Source organism: Curtobacterium sp. NPDC089689 (genome assembly GCF_044749145.1).
Taxonomy (GTDB): domain Bacteria; phylum Actinomycetota; class Actinomycetes; order Actinomycetales; family Microbacteriaceae; genus Curtobacterium.
Genome location: NZ_JBIVHJ010000001.1, coordinates 1,498,390 through 1,510,629, shown reverse-complemented (window position 1 = coordinate 1,510,629; position 12,240 = coordinate 1,498,390). Strand labels below are relative to the sequence as shown.

The 12,240-nt window shown below is 72.8% G+C and carries 10 protein-coding genes; 2 read left to right on the top strand and 8 right to left on the bottom strand.

Translation table 11 applies throughout. The features are described 5' to 3' along the window. Positions 1-7: 7 nt before the first annotated feature. The 7 genes from glmM to ACIPYW_RS07355 form a co-directional block, all read right to left on the bottom strand. Entirely contained in the window at positions 8-1,384 is a 1,377-nt protein-coding gene (gene glmM, locus ACIPYW_RS07385) for a phosphoglucosamine mutase (RefSeq protein ID WP_290133592.1), read from the bottom strand. A gap of 22 nt (positions 1,385-1,406) precedes the next feature. Beyond that, a complete protein-coding gene (rpsI, locus tag ACIPYW_RS07380) occupies positions 1,407-1,892 on the bottom strand; it encodes a 30S ribosomal protein S9 (protein ID WP_175328271.1) in 486 nt (161 codons plus the stop codon). 36 nt (positions 1,893-1,928) lie between these two features. Continuing rightward, positions 1,929-2,375: a 50S ribosomal protein L13 gene (gene rplM / locus ACIPYW_RS07375; RefSeq protein ID WP_022904636.1), complete on the bottom strand. Its 447-nt coding sequence runs from the start codon at positions 2,373-2,375 to the stop codon at positions 1,929-1,931. 241 nt (positions 2,376-2,616) lie between these two features. Then, positions 2,617-5,316: an ExeM/NucH family extracellular endonuclease gene (locus ACIPYW_RS07370; protein ID WP_400412231.1), complete on the bottom strand. Its 2,700-nt coding sequence runs from the start codon at positions 5,314-5,316 to the stop codon at positions 2,617-2,619. A 133-nt stretch (positions 5,317-5,449) separates the two neighbouring features. Then, positions 5,450-5,590 (bottom strand): hypothetical protein, encoded by a 141-nt coding sequence (locus ACIPYW_RS07365; protein ID WP_400412229.1) that lies wholly within the window; start codon positions 5,588-5,590, stop codon positions 5,450-5,452. 55 nt (positions 5,591-5,645) lie between these two features. After that, positions 5,646-6,197, bottom strand: a complete 552-nt coding sequence (locus ACIPYW_RS07360; protein WP_400412226.1) for an MBL fold metallo-hydrolase — start codon at positions 6,195-6,197, stop codon at positions 5,646-5,648. Next, positions 6,194-7,099 carry a tRNA pseudouridine synthase A gene (locus ACIPYW_RS07355; protein ID WP_400412224.1) on the bottom strand — a complete coding sequence of 302 codons (906 nt, stop codon included), beginning with the start codon at positions 7,097-7,099 and terminating at the stop codon, positions 6,194-6,196. The genes ACIPYW_RS07360 and ACIPYW_RS07355 overlap by 4 nt, the downstream gene beginning before the upstream one ends. A 90-nt stretch (positions 7,100-7,189) precedes the next feature. Between ACIPYW_RS07355 and ACIPYW_RS07350 the strand changes: the two genes are divergently transcribed. Together ACIPYW_RS07350 and ACIPYW_RS07345 are read left to right on the top strand one after the other, a co-directional pair. After that, positions 7,190-8,185 (top strand): ATP-binding cassette domain-containing protein, encoded by a 996-nt coding sequence (locus tag ACIPYW_RS07350; RefSeq protein ID WP_400412221.1) that lies wholly within the window; start codon positions 7,190-7,192, stop codon positions 8,183-8,185. Then, entirely contained in the window at positions 8,182-9,012 is an 831-nt protein-coding gene (locus tag ACIPYW_RS07345) for an ABC transporter permease (RefSeq protein ID WP_400412218.1), read from the top strand. The genes ACIPYW_RS07350 and ACIPYW_RS07345 overlap by 4 nt, the downstream gene beginning before the upstream one ends. On the opposite strand, the gene ACIPYW_RS07340 is transcribed toward ACIPYW_RS07345, so the two are convergent. Next, entirely contained in the window at positions 8,994-12,215 is a 3,222-nt protein-coding gene (locus ACIPYW_RS07340; protein ID WP_400412216.1) for a BTAD domain-containing putative transcriptional regulator, read from the bottom strand. The two genes, ACIPYW_RS07345 and ACIPYW_RS07340, sit on opposite strands and share 19 nt — an antisense overlap. Positions 12,216-12,240 lie beyond the last annotated feature (25 nt).

Below are 12,240 nucleotides of genomic sequence, written 5' to 3'. Positions count from 1 at the left end.
GCGGACCCTACGCAGCGTCCTCGATCGCGAGCCGCGCGCGCACGACGTCCGCGAGGTCCTCGGCGATGCGCTCGGCATCGGCCTGCGACGCCGCCTCGACCATGACCCGCACGACGGGCTCGGTCCCGGACGGCCGCAACAGCACGCGCCCGGAGTCCCCGAGCGCAGCGGTGTGCGCCGCGACGGCCTCCTGCACGCCCTGGTCGTCGAGGCCGGTGCGGTCGACGCCCCGGACGTTGAGCAGGACCTGCGGGAACACCGTCATGCACTCCGCGAGCTGCGCGAGCGACTTGCCCGTTCGCGCCATCTCCGCGACGAGGTGCAGCCCCGTGAGGATGCCGTCGCCCGTGGTGGCGTACTCGTGGAAGATGACGTGGCCGGACTGCTCGCCGCCGAGGGAGAACCCGCCCTCGTTCATGCGCTCGAGCACGTAGCGGTCCCCCACGGCGGTCTGCTCGACCGAGATGCCGGCGTCCGACATGGCCCGGAAGAGCCCGAGGTTCGACATGACGGTCGCCACGAGGGTGTCCGACGCCAGCTGCCCGCGCTCCTTCAGCGACAGCGCGAGGATCGCCATGATCTGGTCACCGTCGACGGCGTTGCCCGCGGCGTCCACCGCGAGGCAGCGGTCGGCGTCGCCGTCGTGCGCGATGCCGACGTCGGCCCCCGCCTCGAGCACGGCCCGCGCCAGGTTGTCGATGTGGGTCGAGCCGACACCGTCGTTGATGTTCACGCCGTCGGGGTCGGCGCCGATCAGGGTGACGCGGGCACCGGCGTTGACGAAGACCTCGGGCGAGACGGCCGAGGCCGCACCGTTGGCGCAGTCGAGCACCACGTGGATACCGTCGAGCCGCGCCGGGAGCGTGCCGAGCAGGTGCACGACGTAGCGGTCCTCGGCGTCGGCGAACCGCGTGATCCGTCCGACGTCGCCGCCGGTCGGGGTGGGCGCCGAGTGGTCGTGCATGGCCGCCTCGATGCGGTCCTCGACCTCGTCCGGCAGCTTGCGGCCGCCGGCGGCGAAGAACTTGATCCCGTTGTCGGGGGCCGGGTTGTGCGACGCGGAGATCATCACGCCGAAGTCGGCGTCGATGTCCGCGACGAGGAACGCGGCAGCGGGGGTGGGGATGACCCCGGCGTCGAGCACGTCGACGCCGGCGGAGGCGAGCCCGGCGGCGACGGCCGCGCCGAGGAACTCACCGGAGACGCGCGGGTCGCGCGCCAGGACCGCGCGGGGGCGCGGTCGACCGGACGCCCGACGGGCGTCCGCATGGTGTCCGTGTGTGAGCACGGCCGCGCTGGCCTGGGCGAGACCCAGAGCCAGCGCGGCCGTTAGCTCGCCGTTGGCGAGACCACGAACACCGTCGGTACCGAACAGACGCGGCATTGCGATCGGGTTCGGTGAGCGACTAGCGCTTCGAGAACTGCGACGCCTTGCGGGCCTTCTTGAGACCGGCCTTCTTGCGCTCGATGACGCGGGCGTCACGGGTGAGGAAGCCGGCCTTCTTGAGCGCCGGGCGGTTGTTCTCGCGGTCGATCTCGTTCAGCGCACGCGCGATGGCGAGGCGGAGCGCACCGGCCTGACCCGAGGGGCCACCACCGGTGATGCGGGCGGTGACGTCGTAGGCGCCGAGGAGTTCGAGCACCTTGAACGGGTCGTTGATCAGCTGCTGGTGCAGCTTGTTCGGGAAGTAGTCCTCGAGCGTGCGGCCGTTGACCGTGAACGCGCCGCCACCGGGGACGAGGCGGACGCGGGCGATGGCCTCCTTGCGGCGCCCGACGGCACCGCCCGAGACGTTGAGGATCTGGCGGGGAGCAGCCTCGGCAGCGGCGGGTGCGCTCTCCGTGGTGAAGCTCTCCGGGGTCTGGTCGAGGGAGTCAGCGATCTGTGCCATGAGTTGTATCAGTCCTTGAAGTCGTCGTGGCCGTCGTTACTGCGCGACCTGGTCGAAGGTGTACGCCTTGGGCTGCTGCGCGGCGTGCGGGTGCTCCGCGCCGGCGTAGACCTTCAGCTTCTTGAGCTGCTCACGGCCGAGGGTGTTCTTCGGCAGCATGCCGCGGATCGCCTTCTCGACGGCGCGGGTGGGGTGCTTCTCGAGCATCTCCGGGTAGGAGGTCGCCGTGAGGCCGCCCGGGTAGCCCGAGTGACGGTAGTAGACCTTCTTGGCGAGCTTGGAGCCGGTGAGGGCGACCTTGTCCGCGTTGATGATGATGACGTAGTCACCCATGTCCATGTGCTGGGCGAAGGTGGCCTTGTGCTTGCCGCGCAGGAGCGCAGCCGCGTGGGTGGCGAGGCGGCCGAGGACGACGTCGGTCGCATCGATGACGATCCAGTCGTGCTGGACGTCTGCCGGCTTCGGGGAGAACGTACGAGTCACAGGTGTGCTGCTTTCGTGTCGAGGTGAGGAGTCCGTGAATCCCGCTCCGGTGGGTGTTCCCCGCGCGATGCACGTGGAACTGCCCGGTGGAGGGCTCATCTGACTGTCCGGCGCACGGGGCGCACAGACCAAGGAGAGAGCCTACCCGACGCGACTCGCGTTGTCGAACGCACCCAGCAACGGACTGGAGGCACGGTGCCCGCTGGCACCGCGCCTCCAGTCCGTCAGGTGGTTCCGGCCGTCAGCCGAAGAGGCCGCGCAACCATGCGATCAGCGCTGCGATCGCAGCGGCGACGGGGCCGCTGCCCGCGTGGCCGTGGCCGGGCTTGCCGGGTCCGTCGCCGGGCTTGCCGGGCTGGCCCACGCCGGGCAGGTCGATGCCGACCACGATCGGGTCGTGGTCGCTCGCGCGGTAGACGTCGTCGCGGTACAGGTCCGTGACGTTGTAGTCGTGGCGCGAGTACTCGAGACCGACCGACTCGACCGAGTTGATGTTCCAGATGTCCACGCCCGTCACGGTCTTCAGCGCGGCCTTCGACGCGAACACGTGGTCGAGCGACCCGCTCAGCCCGCTGAAGACGTACGACCACTCGGTCGGGTCCTCGGACGGGCCGAGATCCGTGTAGCCGGCGTCGTCGAGCACCGTGACCGGGTCCTCCTGGCTGTAGGCGTTGAAGTCGCCGAGCATGAACACCTTGTCGGTGCCGGCGGTCTTCTGCATCGTCGTCGAGAACGCCACGAGCGCCTTCGACTGCGCGACACGGGAGGCGTTGGAGGCACCCTGTCCGTCGCCCTGGTCGGCGTCCGCGCCCGTCCCGGAGCCCTTCGACTTGAAGTGGTTCGCGATGACGAGGAACGTGTCCGCCTGCTTCGGCTTCTCGACGCCCTTGCCCTTGCCGGGCTTGCTCACGACCGGGGCGAAGGCCTGCGCGAGCGGCTGTCGTGCGTTCGCGAAGGCGGCGTCGTCGAGGATCGTCGACCCGCCGACCGGCTGCACGCGGTCCTGCTTGTAGATCAGCGCGAGGCGGATGACGTCCTCGCTGGCAGGGACCTTCGCCGGCGACTTCGCGTAGGCCCAGGTGTCCTTGCCGGTCGCCGCGTTCAGGGCTGCGACGAGGGTGGCCACGGCCGCGTCGCGGTCCTGACCGAACCGGGCCGAGTTCTCGATCTCCTCGAGCGAGACGACGTCGGCACCGAGACCGTTGATCGCCTTGACGATCTTCACCTGCTGGCGCGCGAGGTCGTCCGCGTTCGCCGCACCACGGGCGTCGCAGCCGCCCTTGACGGTCACGGGGTCGCCGTCACGGTCCGTGTAGTACGTGCACCCGGTGAGCTGGTCGCCGGTCGTCGGGAAGTAGTTCAGGACGTTGAACCCGGCGAGCGTGACGTCCCCGCCGACGTTCTCCGGCGCTGCGGTGCGGACGTTCGAGAACGACACCGGCAGGTCCGCTGCCGGGGTGGCCCCGGTGATCGGCGAGGTCGGCTGGAACTTCCACGCGTCGTTCCGGAAGTCGAGGACGACGGGCTCGTCGAAGGTCGCGGCGGCGCCGACCGTGACCGGGCCCTGGGTGAGCCAGGAGACCGGGATCGACTGGTTCGCGGCACTGAGGAAGTTCGTGCTCGCGCCGTCGTCGAGCACGACCTTGCGCGCCGCGTTGTCGGCGACGACGGCGGCGGCTGCGGCGCTGCCCGGACGGGCGACCTCGGTCGGCTGGAGCAACCGCTGCTTCCCGCTCGCGAGCACGACCTCGCCGTACTGGTTCGTCGTGTAGTTGTCGGCGACCGTGTAGTCCCCCTGCGGCGCGACGAGCATGCTCTCGAGCGACTCGCGCTGTGCATCGGTGCGCGGGAGGGTGAGCGTCGCGGGGACAGGCTTCGCCACGCCGTCCTTCGGCAGCTGCTCGAGCCCCGCGGCGGTCGGGACGGTGAGCTCGGTCAGGCCGTTGAACTCGGAGACCGTGCCCGTGAGGCGCACGACGTCGCCGATCGCGACCTTCGTCGCGGTGGCCGACGAGTACACGAAGACCGCGTCGGAGGCCGTGTGCGTCGCCAGGTCGAGCGCTCCACCGGTTCCGGCGGTCTGGATCGTGTAGCCGTTGAACCCGCCCGTGGCGTACACGGCGGTGACGACGCCGTCGGTGCGCACGGTCTTGCCGACGTACGGCGAGGTGTCCGTCGACCCCTGCAGCTGCGCGATGGTGACCTGCTCGGCCGGTGTCGCGGGCGTGCCCGGGTCGGTCGGGTCGGTGGGGTCGGTCGGGTCCGTCGGCTGGGTGGTCTCGCCGGCCGCGTTCTCCGGGGTGACCGTGCTCGTCAGCGAGAAGTCCGCCGCGTTCGAGTCCGTGTCGGTCGTGCCCGTCCGGGTCAGCGCGTCGGGCACCGAGTTGGCCGTGCCGGCCTTCGCCACCGCGGTCTCGAAGGTGTTCGACGTGCCGTAACCGAGCAGGTCGACGACGCCGGGCGTCCCGGTCGTGACGGCACCGGCGGGGAGGGTCAGCGCACTCGCCCGGTCGGCGAGGACGAGCGTGCCCGTCGACCCCGACGGGTTGAGCCCCGTGACGGCGTCGGCCTCGGGCAGCGCCTGACCGGTCGACCCGTTGGACCCCATCTGCACGAGGTACGTGCCGTGCGCGGGCACCGAGCCGGCGAGCCTGCCGACCGACGGCGCACCCGTGCTGGTCGCGGCGCGGTACTGGAGCGACCACCCGTCCACGCTGATCGGGGCGTCGGTCGGGTTGCCGAGCTCGACGAACTTGTTCGTGAACGGCTGGTTCGCGCTGCCGCCCTTGAGGTAGGCCTCCTCGATGACGAGGCCGGTGCCGTCCGGGTTCGCCGACGCCGGGGCGGCGGCGACGAGCGGGGCGGCGACGAGTGCTGCGGCGGTGACGGCGCACACCAGCGTGCGGCTCGTCACCCCCGCCGAGCGTTCGGTTCGGAGCATGAGGACCTTCGCGTTCGTGGGTTGGCTCCCCCCGGTCGGGGGGCAACGACCCTCGGAACCTACCTGTCTGGACGGTCGCTCAGGTTGCGGACAGGTAAATGATTGCTTCCCGGTACGAACGTCCCGGGACCACTCAGTGCGGGACGGGCAGCCACTCCGACCCGACGCGGTGCACCGCCGGGCCGTGACCGGGGAGCAGGATGCCCGGCATCGGCAGCGCTCGCGCCGACTCGAGTGCCCGTTCCGGGTCGGCCGTGAAGAACGGCGTGATCATCCGGGGGCGCGGCGACCAGGACGCCGGCTGCGTGTCGTGCCGCGACACCACCGCGTCACCCGTGACGATCGCGTCCGCGGCCGGGAGGAGGTACGCCGTCGACCCGGCGGTGTGGCCGTCGGCCGGGAAGGGGGGTGATCGCGCGGCCGTCGAAGTCCGCGGCGGTGAAGGCGCGGACGGTCGGGACGGTCGTCGGTCGGAGCGCGTCGGACGCGATCGCCCGGGCGAGCCACCGGAGCACCCGTGGTGCCGCGAGCCGCCCGCCGATCTCCGCGGGGGTGACCTGCTGCCGCCCGGGACCGCGGACGTTGTCGACCTCGTCCGCGTGGGCGAGCACCTCGACGCGCGGGAATCGTTCGAGGATCCCGGGGATGCCGCCGACGTGGTCGACGTGCCCGTGGGTGACGTACACGCGGCGGAGGTCGTCGAGGTCGTGGCCCGCCCAGCGCACGGTGTCGAGCACGAGGTCCGTGTCCGCGGGGTACCCGGCGTCGATCAGCGCGACCCCGTCCTCCTCGGCGAGGACGACCCAGTTCGACACCGGTCCCTCGACGAACACCACACCGGGCGCGACGGAGACGACGGACCGGGCGGTGCGGGAGCTCATCCCCCGACCGTACCGGTGGCGGGTCCGTCCACCGTCCGGCGCGCACGGGTCTGGTCGGCCCGCGCCGCGAGCGCGTCGTCGGCCGGGTAGCCGACCTCGGTCAGGGTGAGCCCGCGGGCCGGCGCCACCTTGAACTCGCTGGTGCGCTGCTGCGCGCGCCGCAGCGCCTCGAGGCGCTCCGGGCCGAAGCGGCCCTCGCCGACGGCGATGGTCGCCCCGACCATCGCGCGCACCATGGAGTGGCAGAACGCGTCGGCCTGGAGGCTCGCCACCAGTGTGCCGTCCGGCTCGCGGTCCCAGCGGAACTCCTGGAGCGTCCGGATCGTGGTCGCCCCCTCGCGCGGCTTGCAGAAGGTCGCGAAGTCGTGCAGCCCGAGCAGCACCAGCGCACCGCGCTCCATCGCCGCGGGGTCGAGACGCGTCGGGTGCCAGGTGGTGTGTCCGCGACGACGTGGGTCGCGGGGTGTGTCGGCGTCCGCGACCCGGTACTGGTAGCGACGCCAGAGGGGGGAGAACCGGGCGTCGAACCCGTCCGGGGCGATCGAGGCGCGCGTGACCACGACGTCGCCCTCGGGCGCCGCGATGCCGTTCACCCGCTTCACGAGACCGTCCAGCGGCGAGCGCCCGGTGGTGCCGCGCTTGGCCCGCAACGCCCCCCACTGTTCGGGCGAGAGGTCGAGGTGGGCGACCTGTCCGGTGGCGTGCACGCCGGCGTCCGTGCGGCCCGCGACGGTGAGGACGGGCGGCTCGCCCCACCGGGTGAAGACCGTGGCGAGCGCCGACTCGAGCGCGCCCTGCACGGTGCGGAGGCCCGGCTGGCGGGCCCAGCCGGAGAAGGCTGCTCCGTCGTACGCGATGTCGAGCCGGAGCCGCACGCCGTCGGGGGTCTCGGTGTCGCTCACGCCCCCACGGTAGCGGTGTCAGTGGCGCGTCAGTGGCGTGTGAGCGGGCGGCTGCACGATCGACCCCGACATCGACGAAAGGAACCTGCGATGACCACGACACCCCTCGCGGTGGAGGCATCCGGCCTCGTGAAGACCTTCGGGACGAACCGCGCCGTGGACGGTGTCGACCTCCGCGTGGAGGCCGGCACGGTGTACGGCGTGCTCGGCCCGAACGGCGCCGGCAAGACGACCACGATCTCGATGCTGGCGACCCTGCTCGCGGCGGACGCCGGCGAGGCCCGCGTGTTCGGGCACGACGTCCGGCGTGAGGCCCAGACGGTCCGCTCGCTCATCGGCGTGACCGGACAGTACGCGAGCGTCGACGAGACGCTCAGCGCGACCGAGAACCTCGTCATCTTCTCGCGGCTGCTCGGGCTCTCCCGTCGCGACGCGAAGGCGAAGTCGTCCGAGCTGCTCGACCGCTTCGGCCTGACCGAGGCGGCGTCCCGACCGCTCAAGGCGTTCTCGGGCGGCATGCGTCGTCGGCTCGACCTCGCGGCGAGCCTGATCGCGCAGCCGCCGCTCATCTTCCTCGACGAACCCACCACCGGGCTGGACCCGCGGACCCGGGCGCAGATGTGGGACACCATCCGGGAGCTCGTCGCGACCGGGTCGACGGTGCTCCTCACCACGCAGTACCTCGACGAGGCCGACCAGCTCGCCGACCGCATCGCCGTCATCGACCACGGCCGCGTCGTCGCCGAGGGCACGGGTGACGAGCTCAAGGCCTCGATCGGCACCTCGTCGCTGCAGCTCCGGCTGACCGACGGGCTCCGGCTGGACGCGGCGCGGACGATCGTGCGCACCACGCTCGGCGTCGACGCGGTCGCGAGCCCCGAGGGCTCCCGACTGACCGCACCGATGACCGACCCTGACCGGGTGACCGACCTGCTCGTGTCGTTCCGCGAGTCGGGCATCTCCCTCGCCGAGATGAGCGTGCAGAAGCCGACCCTCGACGAGGTCTTCCTGACCATCACCGGCAGACCGACGGACGCCGACGCGACCGACGGTGCCGACCGCGAGCTCGAAGGGAGCATCGCATGACCACCATCGCCCCCACCCCGACCTCGACGCCCCGCGTCACGCCGCGCGCCGGCGTCGGCAGCACCGGACTCGCCGCGACCGTCCGACAGTCGTTCACGATGGCCTACCGCGGACTCGTGAAGATCCGCCGGACGCCCGAGCAGCTCTTCGACGTCACGCTCATGCCGATCGTCTTCACCGTGATGTTCACGTACATCTTCGGCGGCGCGATCTCCGGCGACATCGGCAGCTACCTGCCCGTGATCATCCCCGGCATCCTCGTGCAGACCAACATCACGTCGTCGATCGTCACCGGCGTCCAGCTCCGCGAGGACATGGACAAGGGGGTGTTCGACCGCTTCAAGTCGCTCCCGATCGCGCGCATCGCACCCCTCGCGGGAGCCCTGCTCGCCGACACCGTCCGGTACGCCATCGCGACCACGATCACCTTCACGGTCGGGATCATCATGGGGCTGCGGCCCGAGGGCGGTCCTGCGGCCGTCGTGCTCGCCGGGCTCCTCGTGATCGTCGTCGCGTGGGCGATCAGCTGGATCTTCGCGTACTTCGGCGTGGTCGCGCGCACGGCGTCGAGTGTCTCCGGCATCGCGAACCTCGTGCTGTTCCCGCTGACGTTCCTGTCCAACGCGTTCGTCCCCGTCGACACCCTGCCGAGCTGGCTGCGCTGGTTCACCGAGGTCAACCCGATCTCGCACCTCATCACGGCGGTCCGTGAACTCGTGAACCACGGCGCGGTGACGGGTGACCTCTGGATCAGCCTGCTCGGCGCGGCGGTCGTCGTCGCGGTCTTCGCCCCACTCACCGTGCGGACCTACATGCGGAAGGCCTGAGCCCCCGCCCGCAGGTCCTCGAGCACCGCGCGCGTCGCCGCCACGGCCTCGTCCCGGTCCCACCGGGTCGAGGCCGTCTCGGCGTCGCGGAGCACGTCGGCGCCGACCGCCGCGGCGATCACGGGCCGGAGCCGCTCGTGCGAGAGCACCGCGAAGTCCTGCCGCGTGCCGAAGCGCACGGCGAGTGCCCAGCACCGCGCAGCCGCGTCGAGGGATCCCTCGCGGGCGGCGGCGAGCGCCAGTCCGGCGAGGGTCGTCCCGACCACGGGCAGGTCGGTCCACCACGGCCGGACCCGGAGCAGGGCGAGTGTCGCGTTCCGCATCCGTCGCGCGACCGCCCGCTCGGCCGGCCGGAGCCCGTCGAGACCGCCCGCGCTCTCGTCGACCGCGGCGATGCGGGCGGCTCCGGCCATGAGCCGCCAGTTCGGCGCGGGCCCACGACGCTCGGAGGCGACCTCCCACGCCGCGGTGTACTGCTCGGCCGCCGCGACGAGGTCGCCCTCCGCCCGTCGGCACTCGGCCTCGATGGCGAGGGCGATCACCGCGACCTGTGAGCCGTCCGCCTCGGGCCCGCGGCCGCCGGCGGGTCGGTGCTGGAGCTCCCGGGCCACCGCCCGTGCCCGGTCCACGTCGCCGGTCGCTGCGGAGCACAGGCCGACGGACCAGCCGATCTCGTACAGGTCGTCGTCGGCGGCGAAGCGCTCCAGACGCTCGCGCGCGCGCTCGGCCGTCGCGAGGGCCTCCTCGTAGCGGCCGGTCTGCGCCAGGAGCTGGGTCATCGTGACCGCGGACGTCCCGGTCGTCCAGGCGTCCTCGGTCCGGTCGGCGAGCACCCGTGCCTGCTCGGCGTACCGGAGTGCCGCCGCCGGCTCCCCGCCGTTCTCCGCGAGCGGCGCGCTCAGCAGGTTCGCGATGCACGCGACGCCGTCGTCCGCGTCGTCGCGGAGCCGGTCGAGGAGCGCCGTGCCCTCGTCCGGACGGCCCAGGGTCAGGAACAGCGCGGCGACCGCGTCCACCACGGGCTGTCCGGTCGTCGCCGTCCGCCGCCACCGCCGGAGCGCGGACATCGCCCACGCGGTGGTCCGGCGGTCGTCGAAGGCCGACGCAGCGCCCGCGACGACGAGGGAGACGTGCGCGGCGGCGCGGTCCGTCGGTCCGGGCGGTCGGGAGCGCAGGACCGCGACGAGGTCCGGTGCGACCGAGGTGATCTCGCCCTGGGTCCCACGCAGCGTCCAGTGGGCACCGAGCGCGGCGAAGAGCTGCGCGGCCGACGGTGCGTCCTCGTCGCGGAGTGCCCAGCGCAGCAGCAGGACGAGGTTGTCGGCCTCACGACGCACCTCGTGGAACCGTTCGAGCTGGTCCGCCCCGGTGATCGTGAACAGGTTGCGGTCGGCGCTGAACGCCCGCCCCCAGTCGACCATCGCCCGCCGGACCGCCGCGGTGCTGCCGCGTTCGGCGAGGCGAGCGGCACCGAACTCCCGGACGGTCTCGAGCAGGCGGTACCGGACGGGGCCGTCCTCGTGCTCGACGAGCTGCACGAGCGACTGCTCGACGAGTTCGGCGAGGTCGTCGAGGACGTCGAGGACCTCGCGCGGCTGCTCGGCGGGACCGGTACCGGCGGCGACCGCCTCCACCGCGTCGACCGTGAGACCGTCCGGGAACAGTGCCAGTCGCGGGAGGAGGTCGCGTGCCCCGGACCCGAGCAGCCGCCAGCTCCACTCGATGACCGCGAGCAGGGTGCGGTGCCGCTCGGGGGCGCTCCGGTCCCCGCCGCGCAGCAGGGCGAACCGGTCGTCGAGCCGGCGCTCGATCTCCTCGACGGCCATGCCACGGATCCGGGCAGCGGCGAGCTCGATGGCGAGCGGCGAACCGTCCAGCCGCGTGCAGATGCGCCGGACGGCGTCGACGGGGAGCACCGCGCCGGGCCGTGCTGCACGGGCGCGCTCGGTGAACAGCCGGACCGCGGCGCCGTCGGCCTCGACCGGCAGGGGCGCGAGCGGTGCCACGGCCTCGCTCGCGATCGCGAGGGGCGCACGCGACGTGGCGAGCACCCGGAGTTCCGGAGCCGCGGCGAGCAGCTCGGCGGTGAGCGCGGCGACCGGTCCGATGAGGTGTTCGCAGTTGTCCAGCACGAGGACGGTGGGACCGTCGGTGAGCGACCGGACGACGCGTGCCCAGAGGTCCGTCACCACGGTGTCGCGCAGGGACCTCGCCGACCGCACCTCGGCGATCCCGAGCACCGCTCCGAGGGCAGGCACGAGGTCCTCGGCCACCGCGAGCGGCGCGAGTTCCACGATCACGACCGCGGTGTCCGTCGGCAGGTCGGCCGCGACCGCCTGCGCGAGCCGGGTCTTGCCGAGCCCGCCCGCGCCGAGGACCGTGACCAGCCGGTTGCGGGACAGGAGGTCCGTGACGGCGGCGAGGTCGGCCTCCCGTCCGACCAGCGTGTTGGGCGCGGCGCGCAGTCCGACGCGTCGAGCCTGCCCGGTGCGTGCCGCGGACCGGCGCAGCAGGTCCGCGTTCAGGCGGACGAGGTCGCCGGAGGGGTCGGCGCCGAGTCCCTCGGCGAGCCGGTCCCGGTGGGACGCGAAGACGGCCACGGCCTCGGCCGTGCGTCCGGCTGCGTCGAGGGCCCGCATGGCCCCGGCGACGGCGACCTCGTCGAACGGGTTGGCGTCGGCCTCGGCGGACCACACCTCGGCGGCTTCGTCGGCCCGCTCGGCGTCGAGCAGGGCGCTGCCGAGGGACCGCTGGAGCGCGCGGTGGGCAGCGGCCGCACGCTCACCCAGCGCGTCGCCGAGGTCGCCGTCGACGTCCTCGCCCGGCGTCCCGCGCCAGAGCGCGAGCGCGGACCGCAGGACGTCGACGTCCGACGCGGCAGCAGCCCGCTCCGCTCGGAGCAGGTCGACGTCGTCCGGCTCGCACCCGAGTGCGTACCCGGTGGCGGTGGACCGGACGAATCCCTCGGCGGCGCTGCGGCGCAGGCGGGACACCATCGTCTGGAGGGCGGCGCGCGCGTCGCGCGGACGGTCGTCCGGCCACAGGTCGTCGATCAGCGAGCCGGTCGACAGGGACAGCCCCGGCGCGAGGACCAGGGCGGTCAGGAACGACCGGGCGAGTGCTCCCGTGACCGCGGTCGGCTCGCCGGACGGCCCCTCGACCTGCACGGGTCCGAGGACGGCGAGTCGGGGACGCACGGTCACCCCGCGAGTCTACGGAGCGACCCGC